The organism is Curtobacterium sp. AG1037 (assembly GCF_003349855.1).
GTDB classification, from domain to species: Bacteria; Actinomycetota; Actinomycetes; order Actinomycetales; family Microbacteriaceae; genus Curtobacterium; species Curtobacterium citreum.
This window is the reverse complement of the sequence record NZ_QQAO01000005.1, coordinates 127,221-145,486: the sequence shown is the minus strand read 5'-3', so window position 1 is coordinate 145,486 and position 18,266 is coordinate 127,221. Positions and strand designations below refer to the sequence as shown.

Annotated in this window: 14 protein-coding genes; 9 read left to right on the top strand and 5 right to left on the bottom strand. The window is 69.8% G+C overall.

Annotated features, from left to right (window positions below; translation table 11 throughout):
• Positions 1–8: 8 nt before the first annotated feature.
• The 4 genes from DEU32_RS09285 to DEU32_RS09270 all read right to left on the bottom strand — a co-directional run bounded on the left by DEU32_RS09285 (position 9) and on the right by DEU32_RS09270 (position 4,733).
• Positions 9–1,031 carry a LacI family DNA-binding transcriptional regulator gene (locus DEU32_RS09285; RefSeq protein ID WP_114850265.1) on the bottom strand — a complete coding sequence of 341 codons (1,023 nt, stop codon included), beginning with the start codon at positions 1,029–1,031 and terminating at the stop codon, positions 9–11.
• Between the two features lie 242 nt (positions 1,032–1,273).
• A complete protein-coding gene (locus tag DEU32_RS09280; protein ID WP_114850264.1) occupies positions 1,274–3,343 on the bottom strand; it encodes a YhgE/Pip domain-containing protein in 2,070 nt (689 codons plus the stop codon).
• Complete coding sequence (locus DEU32_RS09275) at positions 3,340–4,068, bottom strand: hypothetical protein (RefSeq protein ID WP_114850263.1); 729 nt, start codon at positions 4,066–4,068, stop codon at positions 3,340–3,342. Before DEU32_RS09275 ends, DEU32_RS09280 begins: the two co-directional genes overlap by 4 nt.
• Complete coding sequence (locus tag DEU32_RS09270; protein WP_114850427.1) at positions 4,065–4,733, bottom strand: TetR/AcrR family transcriptional regulator; 669 nt, start codon at positions 4,731–4,733, stop codon at positions 4,065–4,067. Before DEU32_RS09270 ends, DEU32_RS09275 begins: the two co-directional genes overlap by 4 nt.
• Positions 4,734–4,892: 159 nt before the next feature.
• Here DEU32_RS09270 and DEU32_RS09265 point away from each other — a divergent pair, with 159 nt between their 5' ends.
• The 4 genes from DEU32_RS09265 to DEU32_RS09255 all read left to right on the top strand — a co-directional run bounded on the left by DEU32_RS09265 (position 4,893) and on the right by DEU32_RS09255 (position 10,923).
• Entirely contained in the window at positions 4,893–8,552 is a 3,660-nt protein-coding gene (locus DEU32_RS09265) for a S8 family serine peptidase (RefSeq protein ID WP_181819250.1), read from the top strand.
• A 124-nt stretch (positions 8,553–8,676) separates the two neighbouring features.
• Positions 8,677–8,847, top strand: coding sequence for a hypothetical protein (locus DEU32_RS17155; RefSeq protein ID WP_167509991.1), 171 nt, complete (start codon positions 8,677–8,679; stop codon positions 8,845–8,847).
• Between the two features lie 220 nt (positions 8,848–9,067).
• Positions 9,068–10,363, top strand: coding sequence for an adenylosuccinate synthase (locus DEU32_RS09260; RefSeq protein WP_114850261.1), 1,296 nt, complete (start codon positions 9,068–9,070; stop codon positions 10,361–10,363).
• A 2-nt stretch (positions 10,364–10,365) separates the two neighbouring features.
• The gene (locus DEU32_RS09255; protein ID WP_114850260.1) at positions 10,366–10,923 is read left to right on the top strand and encodes a low molecular weight phosphatase family protein; all 558 of its coding nucleotides are present in this window, start codon (positions 10,366–10,368) and stop codon (positions 10,921–10,923) included.
• Positions 10,924–10,956: 33 nt separating this feature from the next.
• Here the strand turns inward: DEU32_RS09255 and DEU32_RS09250 are convergent, their stop codons facing one another.
• Positions 10,957–11,676: a CPBP family intramembrane glutamic endopeptidase gene (locus DEU32_RS09250; protein WP_114850259.1), complete on the bottom strand. Its 720-nt coding sequence runs from the start codon at positions 11,674–11,676 to the stop codon at positions 10,957–10,959.
• Between the two features lie 153 nt (positions 11,677–11,829).
• Between DEU32_RS09250 and DEU32_RS09245 the strand changes: the two genes are divergently transcribed.
• From DEU32_RS09245 to DEU32_RS16920, 5 genes are read left to right on the top strand one after another with little or no spacing between them, the layout of a single operon-like run.
• Entirely contained in the window at positions 11,830–13,278 is a 1,449-nt protein-coding gene (locus DEU32_RS09245) for a polysaccharide biosynthesis tyrosine autokinase (protein ID WP_114850258.1), read from the top strand.
• Positions 13,279–13,292: 14 nt separating this feature from the next.
• Positions 13,293–14,246, top strand: a complete 954-nt coding sequence (locus DEU32_RS17150; RefSeq protein ID WP_181819249.1) for a hypothetical protein — start codon at positions 13,293–13,295, stop codon at positions 14,244–14,246.
• A 13-nt stretch (positions 14,247–14,259) separates the two neighbouring features.
• On the top strand, positions 14,260–15,726 hold the full coding sequence (locus tag DEU32_RS09230; protein ID WP_181819248.1) for a sugar transferase: 1,467 nt from the start codon (positions 14,260–14,262) through the stop codon (positions 15,724–15,726).
• Positions 15,713–16,924, top strand: coding sequence for a glycosyltransferase family 4 protein (locus DEU32_RS09225; RefSeq protein ID WP_114850255.1), 1,212 nt, complete (start codon positions 15,713–15,715; stop codon positions 16,922–16,924). The genes DEU32_RS09230 and DEU32_RS09225 overlap by 14 nt, the downstream gene beginning before the upstream one ends.
• Complete coding sequence (locus tag DEU32_RS16920) at positions 16,921–18,180, top strand: hypothetical protein (RefSeq protein WP_147281438.1); 1,260 nt, start codon at positions 16,921–16,923, stop codon at positions 18,178–18,180. The genes DEU32_RS09225 and DEU32_RS16920 overlap by 4 nt, the downstream gene beginning before the upstream one ends.
• Positions 18,181–18,266 lie beyond the last annotated feature (86 nt).

Here is an 18,266-nt window from a genome sequence, read left to right as displayed (position 1 = left end):
CGCCGCGGCTAGCGTCGTGCGGTCGTCCGGCGGGCGACCAGGCGGGGCTCGACGAGGGTCTCCTGCGCTGGTGCGGTCGGGTCGGCGATGCGGGCGAGCAACCGCTCCCCGGCGCCGCGGCCGATCTCCACGCTCCGGTCGTCGATGCTCGTCAGCGCCACGTACGCGGTGGCGGCGAGCGGGGTGTCGTCGTATCCCATCACGGACACGTCCTCGGGGACGCGCAGGCCTCGGTCGGCCAGGGCGGACAGCGCACCGAGCGCCATGACGTCGTTCGCGGCGAACACCGCCGTGACGTCGGGGTGTTCGTCCAGCAGGTGCCCGACTGCCTGGGCGCCGGCGGCCTCGGTGGGCTCGCCGCGCATCACGCTCGTGACGACCGTCGGCACCTCTGTCCGCAGACCGGTCAGCCGCTCCGCGGAGGCGGCGGAGCTCGCGCCCACGAAGCCGATGCGCGTGTGCCCGAGCGACAGCAGGTGCTCCGCCGCCATCCGGCCACCGGCGCGGTCGTCGTTCGCGACGGTGTCGGCGCGGGGGAGGGTCGCGCGACCGCCGGCGACCACGACGGGCATGCTCGCCGGGATCGCGAGGTCGGTGTCGGGCTCGCCGGCGATGACGATGCCCTCGACGCGCATGGACAGGAAGCCCTCGACCGGCGAGGCGTCCAGGCCCGTGTTGAGGAACCGGTCCGCGACGACCAGGCGGTGGCCCTGGTCCTGGAGCGACTCGCGCAGGCCGGTCAGCAGGTCGACGAACCACTGGTTCCGGAAGTCGTCGAGCACGACGCCGATCGTGCGGCTCCGGGTGCCGGCGAGCGAGACCGCGGCGGTCGAGGGGCGGTAGTCGAGCTCCTGGATGGCCGTCAGGACCGCCTGTCGGCGCTGGTCGCTCACCCGGGGGGAGCGCTGCAGCACGAGCGAGACGAGGGACTTCGACACCCCGGCACGGGCGGCCACGTCGTAGATGGTGGCGGGCTTGTGCTCCGTCGTCGCTGGCGTGCCGTCTGCGCTGGCGGGCGTGCCGTGTCCCATGATCTCCGTCGACCTCCTGTGGTGTCCCTCGATCGTAGCGGGCGCCGTTCCGCGGTTGTCAGGACATGGGTGCGGGGGTCTTGTCTCACCTGTCTCGGGCCCGGTGGTTCGGCGTGCTCCCGCACAACGGGAAGCACGCCGCGCCACGGACTTCCGCGGCACGGCGTGCTTCTGGTTGTGCGGAGCGGCAGCGCCGCGCGGCACCGCCGGCCCGGCTCCGGCCGCCGGCCCGGGCCCCGCCGCTACCCGATCAGGCTCGGCCGCAGGTCGCGCAGCGTCCGCGTGCGGGTCTGCCGGGCCGTCACCACGAGGGACACCAGCAGTGCGCCGAGCAGCCAGCACGCGAGCACCCCGACGTCGGACCACACCGCGCCCATCGACCCGCCGTACATCGTCTGCCGCAGGGCGTCGACCGAGTACGTCATCGGCAGCGCGAAGTGCAGCGCCGCCAACGGCCCCGGCAGCGTCTGCCACGGGAAGGTCCCACCGGCGGTCACGAGCTGCACGAGCATGAGCACGAGCCCGAGGAACTGACCGACCGAGCCGAGCAGCACGTTGAGCGCCATGATGATCGCCGCGAACGTCGCCGAGGCCAGGACCATCACGCCCACCGTCGACCCGGCGTGCACCACGTCGAGGTCGAGCGCGAACCGCACGATCAGGAACAGCGCCGCCATCTGCACCACCCCGAGGAGCGCCGGCGTCAGCCAGCCGCCGAGCACCACCGACAGGGGCTTCCGCACCGCCGTGATCGCCCGCTTCGAGATCGGCTTGAGGATCAGGAACAGCGCGTACATGCCGATCCAGGCCGCGAGCGAGATGAAGAACGGCGCGAGGCCGGCCCCGTAGTTCGACGCGGCGGCCACGTTGTCGTCACCGACCTTCACGGGGTCCGAGATGACCGATGCCTGCGCGTTCCGCTGGGACGCCGTGGACGCCGGGATCTTCGTGCGCCCCTGGTCGAGCTTCGACGCGAGCTCCTTCGAGCCGCTCTCGAGCTGGTCCACCCCGGATGACAGCGACGACGCACCGGACGCGGCCGACGCGGCACCGGAGGCGAGCGACGACGCACCCGAGGACAGCGTGGGCGCGGCGTCGGCGAGCTTCGACGTACCGGCCGAGACCTGCGACGCGCCGGTCGACAGCTGCGACGCCCCGGACGCGGCGGACGCGATCCCGTTCGACAGCGTCGGTGCGGCGGCGGCGAGCTGCGCGGCCCCGTCCGTCACCTGCTGCGACCCGTCACGGAGCTGGTCGAGCCCCTGCAGCGCCGCCTTCGCGTCGGCGAGCTGCTGCTGCGTCTTCTCGTCCTGTAGCTGGGCCTGCACGGTCGCGGCGACCACGGCCTGCTGCTCCGGCGTCAGGGTGACCCCGCGGTCGGCGGCGGCTTGGGTGATCGCGGCCGTGACGGTGTCCGGCGACGCCGTCTGCAGCGCCTGGAGCGCCGGGTCGGTCTTCTTGGTCAGCAACGTCAGGTTGTCCGACACCTGCTTCGCACCCCCGGCGAGCTGCTGTGTCTGCGCCGGCAGGTCCGCCGTCTGCCGCTGCGCGTCCGCGAGTCCCGATGCCAGCGACGACGCCCCGGACGCGACCTGGCCGGCCCCGTCCGCGAGCTGCCGCGTCTGCGACGGCAGCTCGGCCGTCTCCGCCGCGAGCTGCGACGCCCCCGCCGACAGCTGGTCCGTCCCGGACGCGAGTTGCCGGGCCCCGTCGGCGGCCGAGGTTGCCCCCGAGGCGAGCTGGCCCGCCCCGTCGACGGCGTCGCCGAGGCTGTCCCGCACGTCCGCGAGCCCGACGAGCAGGGTCTTCGCCGCCTGCTTCCCGACCCGCTCCGCCACGGCGGTGCGCATGGTCTTGCCGGCCTGCTCCGCGATGGTGGACGCCAGGTACGAGTTGGTGTCCGCCGTCGTCATGACGAGTTCGGCGCGCTTCGGTTCGTCGCCCTGCGCCGACACGAGCGACTCCGAGAAGTCGTGCGGGATGGTCACGACGAAGTCGTAGGTGCCGTTGCGCACGCCCGAGCGCGCGTCGGCCGCGGAGGTCTGGGTCCACTTGAAGTCGGCGCCGTCCAGTGCCTGCTTCGTGACGTCCTCGCCGTAGTCGACGCGCTCGCCGTCCAGGGTCGCGCCGGCGTCCTGGTCGACGATCGCGGCCGGGACCTGGTCGAGCTTGGCGTACGGGTCGCGGTTGGCCCACAGGTACGCGCCGCCGTAGAGCAGCGGCACGATCATCAGGGCGATGAACGCCAGGCGTGCGAGCGGTGTCGCGGTGAGCCGCGCGAGTTCGGCGCGGATGAGCGAGGGGATGGTCACGCTGTCGCCTCCGTGGGCAGGTGGTCGGTGTCGGCCGGGAGGCTCGTGGGGCCTCCGTCGGTCACGGTCACGTCGTCGGGACCCTCGGTCTGGTGCGGGTCGGACACGGTGTCCGTCCCGATGGTGTCGAGCAGCTGCTCGACGGTCGCCGCGGCCGCCTTGGAGGTCACGACGACGACGGTCACGCCGCGGCGGGCGACGTCGCGCACCACCGCGAACCACTCCGCCACGGCGCCCCCGTGCCGCTCGGGGGTGGTGAGCACGATGCCCGTCACCCCGTCCCGCAGCAGCGCGAGCTCGACCAGCAGCCGCACCCGCACGCCCGTCGGGACCCGCTGCACGGCGGTGTCGGCGTACTCCCGCATCCCGAGCTCGTCGAGCACGGTGTCGACGTGCCGGCGGGAGGGCCGCTGCCCGGCGAACGCGAGCTCCTCGCGCACGACCTGGGTCAGCGTGAGCACCGGGAACGGCTCGGCGACCCCGGGGGTGTCCACGAGCGCGAACGCCGTGCGCACCGCCCCCGCGTCCGGGTGTCCGTCGAGCAGCACCCGTCCGGCCTCGGGCTGCATCCGGCCGCCGGCGACGAGCGACGCGAGCACGGGTGCCTGCTCGGTCTCGACGGCGACGACCCCGGGCCTCCCGGGTCCGGCGACGGCGGACACGACGGGCAGCGCCGCACCGGGCTCCTCGCCGATGCCGACGTGGTCGAGTTCGAGCGTCGTCATGCGCGGGCCTCCGGGGTGGTGGTCGTGGTGGTGGGGGACACGGGAGCGACCGGCTCGGACAGCAGCGCCGTCCGCCAGTCGATCCCGGCGGTGCCGAGGGCCGACAGCACGACCATGCGCCGGCCGGCCTCGTCGGTGGTGCCCGAGCGGGTGGCCTCGTCGAGGACGGTGATGCACGCGCCCTCGACCAGCCGGCCGAGCGTGGCGGGGTCGACGTCGTCGCGCATCGAGCCCTCGGCGATCCCGAGCGCGCACGCCTCGCGCACCTGGGCCCGCAGCGGCGCGAAGACCTCGGCCACGGACTCGGCGAACGGCGAGCGCACGGCGATCCGAGCCATCGAGCGGACGTGCGACACCTCGGACCAGAGCGCGACCGCGATCACGGCCAGGCGCGACGCCGGCGGCAGGACCCCGAGGTCCGAGGTCGTCGGCATGGCGGCGGCGATCCGGGCGGCACCGGCGGTGACGAGCTCGCGGACCAGGTCGTCCCGCGACGGGAAGTGTCCGTAGACCGCACGCCGCGACAACCCGGCGGCGCTCGCGATGGTCTCGAGCGACGCGTCCGGGTCCTGCTGCAGGACGGTCTTCGCGGCCTCGATCAGGGCGGCGCGGTTCTCGGTCGCGTCACGCCGTGGGGCGCGCACGGGCTGGTCTGCGGTGGTCACGGCGACCATCGTACGATCGTGCACAGCAGTGTGCAAGTTCACAGATCGTGTACCCCCGGACGGGGGCCAGTCCCCCGAAGTGCGGACTGCGGTGCCTGTGAGCGACCGCATAACTTCACAGGAATTCCCACCACGGACGGAACCCGAGGAGTGCGCCCTGTGACCAGAGCTACACCGAACCGTGCAACACCAGATCAGACAGACCCCACCGCCCCCATCCGGCACCGCCGGCTCACCCGCGTCCTGACCGCCGGCATCGCCGCCGTGGCCCTGACGTGCGGCGGACTCGCCGTCGGCGGCGCCGCGAACGCCGCCCCGACCGGGCTGTCGTCGGCCGACCTCAAGCTCGCGCAGCCGCTCCGCGACGCGAAGCCCTCGAAGACGATCGCCGCGTTCGTGCGGACGACCGGCGAGGGTGCGCTCGCGGTCGACGCGAAGGCCAAGGGCGGCGACCTGACGAAGTCGAAGACCCAGTCGACGCAGGCGAAGCAGCGCGTGCAGGCGATCGCGTCGACGGTCGACGCGGTCAGTGCCGCTGTCAAGCAGTCGGACGCGAAGGCCACCGAGCTGTACTCGACCGAGTACACGGTCCCCGGCGTCGCGGTCGTCGCCGACGTCGACGCGCTCCGCAGCATCGCCGAGCGCTCCGACGTCGAGAGCATCATCCCGCTCACCCCGAAGAAGATCGTCGACCCGGCACCGGGCGATGCGTCGCAGGCCCCGAGCGGCGTCGACCCCGACCTGGTCAAGCCGGGCGCGGACGGCGTCAGCCCGAAGAACGCGGCGAGCGACGTCTACACGCGGGCCCTCGACGCGTGGCAGCAGACCGGGAAGACGGGCAAGGGCGTGAACATCGCCGTGCTCGACACCGGTCTCGACTACACGCAGGCGGACTTCGGCGGCCCCGGCACCACGGCCGCGTACCAGACCGCCCTCGCGAGCACGAACGCCCCCGACCCGAGCTGGTACGACGGCTCGAAGTACCTCGGCGGCTACGACTTCGCCGGTCCGACCTACAACGCGGACACCTCGAGCGCGGCGTACGACCCGACCCCGAAGCCGGACGCGAACCCGATCGACGGCAAGGGCGGCGACCACGGCACGCACGTGGCGGGCACCGCGGCGGGCTTCGGTCTGACGGCGGACAAGAAGACCTTCCGCGGCGACTACTCGAAGCTCACGAACCAGACCGTGCAGGACATGTGGGTCGGCCCGGGTACCGCGCCCCAGGCCGGGCTGTACGCCCTCAAGGTGTTCGGTGACGACGGCGGCTCGACCGACCTGACCGGTGCCGCGCTCGACTGGGTCGGCAAGGCCCTGACCGAGGGCAAGGACATCAACGTCCTGAACCTGTCGCTCGGCTCCGACTACGGCGCTCCGGACGACCCCGACAACGCCAAGATCGACGCGCTCACCGCCCGCGGTGTCCTGCCGGTCATCGCCTCGGGCAACGCCGACGACTTCACCGACATCGGTGGCTCGCCGGGGAACGCCGAGGGCGCCCTGACCGTGGCCGCGAGCGCCACCGGCCAGTCGCTCTTCGACGGTGTGCAGGCGACCGCCCCCGCGGACGTCGCGAACACCTACCGCGCGCAGTACTCGCAGAACTACCAGGGCACCCTGCCGGTCGAGGGCGACGTCGTCGTCCCGTCGACGAACATCGACGGCTGCCAGGCGTTCAGCGCCGACGAGGCCGCCAAGGTGAAGGGCAAGGTCGTCTGGCTGAAGTGGACCGACGGCGCACTCGAGTGCGGCTCGGGCGTCCGCTTCAACAACGTCCAGGCGGCCGGCGGTGTCGGCGTCCTGCTGGCCGGAACGGTGACGAGCTTCGACTCCGGCATCGCGGGCAACGCGACCATCCCGGGAGCCGAGCTCACGTCGGACAGTGTGGCGAGCCTCCAGGCCGCTGCCCAGGCCGGGACCCTGCACGTGCGCTTCGCACAGGAGCTCAAGGGCTTCCAGCTGGCGACCGACCAGGCGAACGTGAACACGCTCGCACCGTTCACCAGCCGTGGCGTCCACGGATCGTTCGACGACATCGTCAAGCCCGACGTCGCCGGCCCCGGGGTCAACGTGATCTCCGCGGCCAACGGCACCGGTGACGGCCGCATGTCGATGAGCGGGACCTCGATGGCGACCCCGCACGTGGCCGGCATCGTCGCGCTGACGTTCCAGTCGCACCCGTCCTGGACGGCCCCGCAGGTCAAGGCCGCCGTGATGAACACCGCGACGCACGACGTCCGCCAGGGCGACCGCACGGCCACGCTGCTCCGCCAGGGCACCGGCCGCGTCGACGCGCTGCAGGCGGTCACCGCCGGCACCACGGTCCGCAGCATCGAGAACGACCAGCTCGTCACCGCCTCGTACGGTGTCGTCGAGGTCAGCGGTGCCACGACCGAGTCCCGCACGCTGCAGATCGAGAACACCGACGGCCGTCCGCACACCTACGACGTGGCCTACCAGCCGCAGGTGGACCAGCCGGGCGTCGCGTTCACGCTGAGCACGAAGCGGGTCACGGCTCCGGCCCACGGCACCGCGACGGTCAAGCTGACGTTCACGATCGCCGACCCGACGAAGCTCCGTCGCGTCATCGACCCCACGCAGGAGTCGGTGCAGTCCGGCTACCAGCGTGAGTTCGTCGCCGCTGCGTCGGGTGTCGTGGCCTTCACGCCGACCGACTCGTCGCTCAACCCGCTCCGTCTCGGCGCCTACGTGGCCCCGAAGCCGGTCAGTGCGGTGCACGGCAAGGACATCGCGTTCTCGGGCGCGCAGACCACGGCGGACCTCGCGCTCACCGGGCGTGCGGTCGACCAGGGCGACGCCGTGACCGGGTACCACTCGGTCGTCACGCCGTTCGTGCTCGGCGGGACGGACCCGCAGGAGTCGTTCCCGGCCGGTTCGGCGAAGCAGTCGCTCCAGGCCGCGGACATCCGCTCCTACGGTGCGAACTACGACAAGGCGTCCGACACGCTCGCGTTCGGCGTCCAGACCGCCGGTGCCGACGCCAACCCGGGCGCCGTCACCAACGTCGAGGTCATGATCGACACGAACCGCGACGGGAAGCCGGACTACCTGGTGTACGACGCGAAGTCGGCCACGGTCGACGCCACGTTCGCCACCACGGTGGACCTGGCGACGGGCAAGACGGTCGACTCGCAGCCGCTCAACGGCGGGACGGCGGGGCAGGACGTGAACACGTTCGACAGCGCCGTGAAGGTCCTGACGGTGTCGGCCTCGACGATCGGCGCGACCGGTCCGTTCGACTACTCGGTCCTGACCGAGTCGGCGTACGCCCCGGCCCTCGCCACGAGCGGCTCCTACGTCGTCGACGAGACCGACTCGGCCACGTACGACCCGTCGAAGCCGGCGCTGACCTTCGCGCAGGGCACCACCACGGGTGTGCTCTTCGCGGACCAGGGCTCGCTGCAGGTCACGCGTCCCGCGGACGTCACGAACGCCCGCATCCTGCTGCTCCACCTCGGCAACGCGGTGGGAGACCAGGCGGACACGCTCGCGGCGGCGCAGACCGCGCCGACGCTCGCGCTCCGCAAGGGCAGCGCCGTGACGATCTCGGGTGACCCGAAGGTCGGCAAGACGCTCCGCGCGCAGCACGGCTCGTGGGACGGCAAGAAGGTGACGTACTCGTACCAGTGGCTCCGTGACGGCGTGGCCGTGAAGGGTGCGACCGGCGAGCGCTACTCGCTCGGCACGACCGACCAGGGGCACCGCTTCCAGGTGCAGGTCACCGCGAAGGCGACGGGGTACCAGGACGGTTCGGCGACCTCGAAGTCGACCGCCGAGGTGGCTCCGCGCCGCTGACGCACCACCAGGAACGCCCCGTCACCCCTCGGGTGGCGGGGCGTTCCGCACGTCCGGCGCAACCGGAGTGCGGCAACAGGACATGTAGTTAGACAAACTAGGCAATCGGTGGGAAGGTCGTCCCATGCGAACGCAGAGCACCCTGATGCAGCTCCGGGCCAACCCGATGGAGTGGCGCCGCCGTGGGCTCACCCCGCCGGACGCGATCCAGGCCATGGTGGCCGAGCGCCTCGCCGAGCCGGGGCACTCCCAGCCGGTCGGCGATCCGTCGTACCAGGACTTCTTCCGCGCCTGACCGCGCAGCGTCACCCCGGATCCAGCGTCACCACGGACCGGACGGGAGGCACGGTGCCAGCTGGCACCGTGCCTCCCGTCCGTCCGTGGGTCGCGACCACGTCGCGACGCGACCCGGTCCGACCGCGCGAGGTAGCGGGCAGGTGACCGTTCGATAGACTCGGGTGGACCATCGGCCCAGCCCGCCGGTGCGGTCCTCCGCCAACGTGAGGAGAACCTCCATGCCCGCAGCAGTCATCATCGGTGCCCAGTGGGGTGACGAGGGCAAGGGGAAGGCCACCGACCTCCTCGGCTCCCGCATCGACTACGTCGTGAAGTTCAACGGCGGCAACAACGCCGGGCACACGGTCGTCGTCGGTGGCGAGAAGTACGCGCTCCACCTGCTGCCGTCCGGCATCCTGACGCCCGGCGTCACCCCGATCATCGGCAACGGCGTCGTCGTCGACCTCGAGGTCCTGTTCCAGGAGCTCGACGCCCTGCGCGCCCGCGGCGTCGACGTGTCGAAGCTGCTCGTGTCGGCGAACGCGCACGTCATCACGCACTACCACCGCACCATCGACAAGGTGACCGAGCGGTTCCTCGGCAAGCGCCAGATCGGCACCACCGGCCGCGGCATCGGCCCGACCTACGCCGACAAGATCAACCGCGTCGGCATCCGCATCCAGGACATCTTCGACGAGAACATCCTGCGGCAGAAGGTCGAGGCGGCCCTCGACCAGAAGAACCACCTGCTCGTCAAGGTCTTCAACCGCCGCGCGATCGACGCGGACGAGGTCGTCGAGTCGCTGCTGTCCTTCGCGGACCGCCTGCGTCCGATGGTCGCCGACACCGCGCTCGAGATCCACCGGGCGCTCGAGCGGGGCGACACCGTCCTGTTCGAGGCCGGGCAGGCAACGATGCTCGACGTCGACCACGGCACCTACCCGTTCGTGACCTCGTCGTCCGCGACCGCGGGTGGCGCCGCGACCGGTTCGGGCATCGGCCCGGGCAAGCTCGAGCGCATCATCGGCATCGTCAAGGCGTACACGACCCGCGTCGGCGCCGGTCCGTTCCCGACCGAGCTGTTCGACGAGTCGGGGGAGTTCCTCCGCGCGAACGGCTTCGAGTTCGGGACCACCACCGGTCGTCCGCGCCGCTGCGGCTGGTACGACGCCCCGATCGCCCGGTACACCGCCCGCATCAACGGCGTGACCGACTTCGTGCTGACGAAGCTCGACGTCCTGACCGGCCTCGAGACCATCCCCGTGTGCGTCGCCTACGAGGTCGACGGGCAGCGCTTGGACGAGGTCCCCGTCAACCAGTCGGACTTCCACCACGCGAAGCCCATCTACCAGGAGTTCCCCGGCTGGACCGAGGACATCACGGGTGCCCGCTCGTTCGAGGACCTGCCGCAGAACGCCCAGGACTACGTGCTGGCGGTCGAGGCGATGTCCGGCGCCCGGATCTCCGCGATCGGTGTCGGCCCCGGCCGTGACGCCATCGTCGTGCGCCACGACCTGCTCGGCGCGGCGCTCTGAGCATGCGGGTCCTGTTCGTCTGCAGCGGCAACATCTGCCGGTCGCCCCTCGGCGCCCAGGTCCTGACCGCCCGGCTCGGCCCGGACGCGCACGCGTTCACGGTCGAGTCGGCGGGCACGATCGCCGACGACGGTGCAGCGATGGACGGCGCTGCCGCTGCGCAGTCCGCTCGGCTCGGCGGTGACCCGTCGACGCACCGGTCGCGCTACCTGACGGAGCAGATCGCGGCGTCGGCGGACCTCGTGCTGACGGCCGAGCGGTCGCACCGCGCAGCCGTGGTGTCGCTCGCGCCCCGGGCGGCGAAGCGGGCGTTCACGATCAAGCAGTTCGCGCGGGTGCTCGACGGGCTCGAGCCGGAGGACCTGGCGGGGATCGAGACGGCGCAGGACCTGGTCGAGCGGGTCGCCCGGCTCCGGGGGACCGTGCCGCCGCCGGCCGACCCCGCGGACGACGACGTCGACGACCCCTACCGGCGCTCCGACGAGACGCACGAGCGGGTCGCCGACGAGATCGACGCGGCGCTCGCGCCGATCGCGGACGCCCTGCGCGCGCTGCGCTGACGCCGCGCGGCCGCGCTGATCCGAGCGGCCGCGCTACCGCGGCCAGGTCGCGACGACCGCCACCGCGTTGAACAGCACGTGCGCCACGACCGCCGCGCCGATCCGGTTCGTCATCGCGACGAGCGTCCCGGTCAGCAGCCCGAGCACGAACGTCGTCACGAACACCTGGAACCCGCCGAGCGTCGTCGTCGCCGAGCCCAGGAACAGGTGCGACAGGGCGAACAGGAACGCCGTCAGCACCACCGCGAGCCACTGCGTCCGCGGGGTCAGCTCGTCGGCCAGGATGCGCTGGAACAGGCCGCGGAAGAACAGCTCCTCGAGCACGGGGCTGACGAGCACGATGCCGATCGCCGACACGACCAGGAACCCCACGTCGGGAGCCCCGAGCGACGGCGCGGGGGTCAGTCCGGTCGTCCCCGTGAACGAGATCGCCAGGACCACGTCGAGCACCCGCGCCAGGATCACGATACCGAGCGCGAAGACCAGGTCGCCGAGCTCGATCCGGAACCGGGCGAGCGTGCCCCGGCCCGTCCGCGCGAGCACCCACACGGCACCGAGCGCGAGCGGCACCCAAACCGACAGGTCGCCGACGAGCACCTGCAGCACCGGCGTCGGGATCGCCCCGCGGAGCGTCAGGGTGCTGACGATCCGGGCGAGCACGACCGCCACGACGAGGGCGATGAGCAGGGCGACGAGGTCCCGCTGCCGGGCGGTCGATGGCTCGTGGGCGGCCGCTTCCGGCTGGGGCGTCATGGGGCGAGCGTAGAGGACCACCGACGCGGATCGGGGAGAACAGCCGAGTGGGCCTCATCCATGTGGCACTATTTGAATGCCGTCTGCTGGGAAAACCTCTGCAGGCCTGTGTCGGGACCACAGGGACGGCGAGGATCGGGGAAGGACGGCCGCGTGGAACTGCGCGACTACATCACTGTGCTCCGCAAGGGGTGGGTGCTCATCGTGGTGCTCGCCCTGGTGGGGGTGGCGGCCGCGGCCGGCTTCTCGCTGCTGAAGAAGCCGGTGTACTCCGCCTCTGCCCAGGTGTTCGTGTCGACGGAGACGTCGGGCAGCGCGAGTGACCTGGCGCAGGGCAACACCTTCACGCAGCAGCGCGTGTTGACGTACTCGAACCTGGTGGAGACGCCCATCGTGCTCCTGCCGGTGATCTCGTCACTCAAGCTCGACATGAACGCCGACCAGCTCGCGAAGATGGTCTCGGCGACGGCGCCGACGAGCACCACGCTCATCTCCATCACCGTGAACGACACGAACCCGGTGCAGGCCACCGAGATCGCCAACGCGGTGTCGTCCAGCCTGACCAACGTCGTGCAGGACATCGAGGCCACCGACGCGAACGGCACGAGCACCGTCAAGCTCACCCGCGTCAAGCAGGCCGACGTGCCGCTCAGCCCGGTCAGCCCGAACGTTCCCGTGAACATCGCCCTCGGGCTGCTCGTCGGTCTGGCGCTCGGCGTCGGCATCGCCGTGCTGCGCGAGACGCTCGACAACCGCGTCCGCACCGAGACCGACGTCGAGAAGATCAGCGCCAAGCCCGTCGTCGGCGGCATCGCGTTCGACGGCAAGGCCTCCGAGCGGCCGCTCATCGTCCAGGTCGACCCGCGCAGCCCGCGCGCCGAGTCCTTCCGCACGCTCCGCACGAACTTGCAGTTCCTCGACCTGGGCACCGGCGCACGCACCTTCGTGATGACGTCGTCGATGCAGTCCGAGGGCAAGAGCACCACCGTCGCGAACCTGGCGATCGCGCTCGACAGCGCCGGCTTCCGCGTCATCCTGATCGACGCCGACCTGCGCCGCCCGCGCGTGAACGAGTACATGGAGGTCGACGGCTCCGCCGGGCTGACCGACGTGCTCATCGGCCGCGCCTCGCTCGAGGACGTCGCCCAGCCCTGGGGCCGCGGCAACCTGGTCGTGCTGCCCGCCGGTCAGATCCCGCCGAACCCGTCGGAGCTGCTCGGCTCGAAGGCCATGCAGGACCTCATCACCACGCTCGAGGGCCAGTTCGACTACGTGCTGTTCGACGCCCCGCCGCTGCTGCCCGTCACCGACGCGGCGATCCTGTCGAAGAAGGCGTCCGGCGCGATCCTCGCCGTCGCCTCCGGCAAGACCCACAAGGGCCAGCTCGCCGCCGCCGTCGCGTCGCTCGAGAACGTCGGCGCCCCGATCGCGGGCTTCGTCATCACGATGATGCCGGTGCGCGGACCGGGTGCGTACGGCTACGGCCGCTACGGGTACGGCTACGGCTACGGACTGGACGAGGCAGAGCCCACCCAGCCCGACACGAAGGCGCCGAAGCAGGCGCGTGGGAAGCTCGGCACGCTGCGCCGGGCCGACCGCTGAGACCGGGGGACGACATGCGTGCAGGCCGGGGGGCCCGAGGCCTCGGCAGTGATCTGAAACGGAACACCCTGATCGGCGTCGCCGCCGTGGTGGTGCTCCTGGTCGTCGTGGACGTCGTGCTCGTCGCGATGGCGCTGGGGCGGACCGCCCCGGAGGCGGTCGGCTCACCCCGACCGGTCCCCACCTTCGGAGCGTCCTCGGACGCGACGCCGACGCCGTCGGCGTCCGCCACCCCGACACCGGACGCGTCCGCGCAGGGTGCGTCCCAGGGCCCGGCCCGCCGTCTGCTGTCCGCAGTGGACGGACGGGAGGCATGGCGTGCCTCCAGTGCGTCGTGTTCCGTCGCGCAGGTGGTGCTGGAGCACACCGTCGACGGTGGGACCACGTGGACGCCCGTCGCCCTGGGTGACGACGTGCGCGCCGTGTGGGGGATGCGCGCGACCACGGACGGACTCTCGTTGCTGGAGGCCGTCGGTGACGGCTGCGAGGCGACCGAGCGGACCTCCGTCGACGACGGCGTGACCTGGAAGGCGGCGGCAGCCGGCGCCTCGGGCGCCGGCATCACGCCGGACGGCGTGCGCCTCGGCACCACCACCGTCGCGAACCCGTGCCCGGAACCGCTCGACGCGTTCCAGGGCACCCGCACCGCGATCGTCGTCTGCGACGGCCAGGTCGAGTGGCGCACCGGCACCGCCGCGTGGGTGGACGTGCCGCTCGGCGGCGTTCGCGGCGTCGCGGTCGACGGCAACGCGTACACGCTCGCGCGGGTCGGGGCCGCGGCGTGCGAGGGCGTGCAGGTCGCGACCATGACCGCCATCGGGGTCACGCCGTCGACGCCGACCACGCCCGTGGGGTGCAACCCGGCGCAGACCACCGGGCCGATCGCGTTCGACCGGGCGGGGCAGTCCGTGTGGATGTGGGCGGGTGACACGGTCGCGGTGTCCGCGGACGGGGGCAAGACGTGGTGAGCCGGGGCCGACCGTGACGGCGGAGCGGGTCCGGCCGACATCTGCTCCTGCGGCGACGCAGGAGTGGAGCCGCACGTACTCGCGGCGTGTGCTGGTCACGGACCTGCTCGCACTGATCTGGGTCGTGTTCGGCGTGCAGATCGCCTGGCTCGGTCTCAGCTCGAACCTCGCGACGAACACCGCTGACCTGCGGCTCAGCTACTTCGCGATCTCCGTCGTCGTGATCGTCGTGTGGATGACGGCCCTCGCCCTGTACGACACCCGCGGAGCCCGCGTCATCGGCACCGGCAGTGCGGAGTACCGCCTGGTCGCGGACTCGAGCGTGCGGGTGTTCGGACTGCTCGCGATCGCAGCGTTCCTGCTGCACGTCGACCTGGCCCGTGGGTACGTGCTCATCGCGTTCCCGGTCGGGATCCTGGTCCTGCTGCTCTCGCGATGGATGTGGCGGCAGTGGCTCGTCGCCGAGCGCAAGCACGGGGGCTACTCCGCCCGGGTCCTGCTCGTCGGGTCCACCGCGAGCGTGCTCCACATCGGTCGCGAGCTCGCCCGCACACCCGAGGCCGGCTACCGGGTCGTGGGTGCCGCGGTGTCCAACGGGACCCGCGGAGTGCTGGACGGCTCGACGATCGAGAGCTTCGGTGGCATCGACGACGTGGCGTCGGCGCTCCAGCTGACCGGCGCCGACACCGTCGTCATCACCAGCTCGGACGACCTGCCGCCCGAGCGGGTCCGCCGGCTCAGCTGGTCGCTCGAACCCGGCCGGCAGCACCTGGTCGTCGCGCCGAGCCTGACCGACATCGGCGGTCCGCGCATCCACACCCGTCCCGTGCAGGGCCTGCCGCTGATCCACGTCGAGACCCCGACGTACTCCGGTCGGAAGCTCTACACGAAGCGGGCATTCGACCTGGTCGGATCAGCTGCGCTTCTGCTCGTCCTGTCCCCGGTGCTCCTCGTCCTTGCGCTCCTCGTCAAGACGTCGTCTCCTGGACCTGTGTTCTTCCGGCAGGAGCGCGTGGGCCTGAACGGCTCGACCTTCCGGATGATCAAGTTCCGCTCCATGGTCGTCGACGCCGAGGCCCGTCTGCAGGAGCTCAGCACGCTCGACCGAGCCGAGGGCAACGCCGTCCTGTTCAAGATGAAGAACGACCCCCGGGTGACCCGCATCGGTGCGTTCATGCGGCGGTACAGCCTGGACGAGGTGCCGCAGCTGTTCAACGTCCTCGGCGGCGACATGTCCCTCGTGGGTCCGCGTCCGCCGCTCGCCCGCGAGGTCGAGCGGTACGACTCCCACGTGCACCGACGGTTCCTGGTGAAGCCGGGGTTGACGGGCTTGTGGCAGGTGAGCGGACGGTCGGACCTGTCCTGGGAAGACTCAGTGCGGTTGGACCTGTTCTACGTCGAGAATTGGTCCCTTGTTGGTGACTTCGCCATTCTATGGAAAACCGGCCGAGCCGTATTGGAGCAGCGTGGCGCGTACTGAGTACGATCAGGACTGGACCATTGCCGCGCCGTACGCAGAGGGCGCAGCGTTGCAGCTTGCTCGCGGTTTGGACCGCATGCGCAAGCTTGATCGCCTGATTTTGCCTAGCAAACTCGTGAAGAATGCGTTCGTGCGTCCCTCTGGTGCAAATGTCGGAGATCGCAGCGCACAGATTGGGATAGAGCCTTCACGATTGCTTGAAATTGCGCCTTCCCTTGAGGTGATTCGGTTGGGTGCCCGTCTGGGCCTGTTCAGTGGCGGGCGAACTGATCCAATGCGGGCAATCCGGCAGCCGTTTGACCAGGCTGCCGCAAAGATAGTGCGCGATGCAAATATTCTCCTTGGAATGCCGGGTGCGTCCGCCCGGATGTTCGAAACCTGCGGGCGCGCGCATCGAGTTCTCCATCAAGTTGACGCTCATCCCAGAGCGCGCAACACCATCCTCTCTGACGTCTACGGATCGAAGGCGCGAAGGGAGCTTCTGCCTCTCGCGCTGGTGGAACGCATCGAGCGTGAGCTCGCTCTCGCAGAAGTCGTCCTGGTACCATCGCAAGGCGTCGCACAACAAATGAAGACCGCAGGCCTCGATAGTTCGAAGATCTTGACGGTTCCTTACGGCGTTGATCGCGACAGATTCTTTGCCGAATGCACGACAACACGGGAACCGGGCAAGGTTCGACTACTCTACGTAGGACAGATCAGCTATCGCAAAGGTTTACCTTTTCTGCTTGAAGCCGTGAAGGGTCAAAAAGTCACGCTCGATCTTGTCGGCCCACGGGTGGCGAAAGAGTTGATTGATAAATTGCCAGATAATGTCCGCTATCATCCAGTTGTTGCACACCATCAACTGCGAGCGATGTTCAACAAAGCGGACGCTTTCGTTCTTCCCAGTGTTGAGGATGCCTACGGGCTTGTGGTGGGCGAAGCCTTGGCCTCAGGGCTCCCCATCATCACGACGACGGCGACAGGCGCATCCGAAGTACTAGAAGCAGGCGACGGCCATGTAGTCGAACCAGCCGACACTTTGCAGCTGCGGCGAGCCATCAGTGAGACTGAGCCCTTGCCTTCCCTCGAGAGACTTGCTCGGGCCGCGAATGTCTCTGGTCGTGTCAGCGCGGGACGGTTGAACGATTGGGACCGGTTCACAGTGGAAGTTCTTGATGGAGTGTCGGGCGCAGCGAAAAGGAGAGGCGCGTGACGCGCGCACGTGCCATCGGGCGACAAGCTTCCCTCACTAGCGGTTTTGCGGTCAACATGCTGATCCTGGCGGTTGCTGGGTTGATCATAATTCCCGCCCTAATCGTCGCAGTGGGTGCTCGAGAGTGGGCGAACATTGCTGTAGCGCAGGCGATTGGAGGCTTCTGTGGCGTTTTGACGGGATATGGTTGGGGATTAGCCGGGCCTACTTACGTCGCACGAGCCGATTGGCAAACCCGTCGTTTGCGATATCTCGAGTCGCTCGGGGGCAGATCAATGGTGGCACTCGCTGCGATTCCGTTTGGCTTGGTCATCTTGTTCCTTGTCATCGGAAGATTCTCTGCGATTGCATCGTTAGCTCTTGTCGTGACAGCTGCGGTCGCATTCAGCCCCGGCTGGTTCTATGTCGGAATTGGTCAGCCGTGGCGACTGATCGTGATTGATACGATTCCACGGGCCGTTTCGACTATGATCGCGGTGGTTTGGCTTGCGGCTGGACTATCGGCGGCGGCCGCGCTCATGATTCAGCTCGCGGGAATAGCCACTGGAGTATTGATTGCGTCACTCAACATCGGATCGACGCATGGCTCAGAAAATCGTAGCTCGGTGTCTCTCAGGGGAACTCTACGGGTACTGCGTGCACAATCTCACGGCATGGTCGCGGCGGCAACTTCATCTGCCTTTACGGCGATGCCCATTGTATTAGTGGGCATCATCGCGCCAGCTGCGTTGCCAGTGTATGCGGTGTTTGACAAAGTGCAGCGTCAATTTGCCTCAGCGGTTTCCCCCGTGGTGCAGGTATCTCAGGGTTATGTTGCGCGAGCGGAAGGTGCAGGAAGAGCGGACGCTGTGAGGAGAGTGACGGCGATCGTCGTTGCAATTGCAGTCGTGGGATTCTTTATCTTCTTGCTCTTCGGAAGGGCAATCCTTCATCTTCTCGTCGCTCGGTCCTTGACCTTCACTCTCGCTCAGGTCGGAGTGCTCGGTGCCGCTCTGGCGCTCATTCTCGTCGAGCAAGCGTTCGGCCACGCGGTTTTGGCAACGGCGGGTAAGATGCAATCGTTGGCGCGCGCGACCATGACGGGAGCCGTGATCGGATTGGTTCTTGTGGCGGTTGGTGCCTCAGTCGGGGGAGCCGTGCTGGCCTTGATTGGCTTCGAAGTTGGATTAGCGATTGCGATCTTGCTGCAGGTCATTTTCGCCGCGAGGGTGAGCTCAGCTCCTTCGTCAGCAAACAACTACTCACGGAGTTCCTGATGGCTCTGATAAGGACGGTTAACGCGAAGCCACCCTTGAGCGCCACCGCTCCCCGGGGCAGATTGCTCCTCCTCGCATTGGCGTTT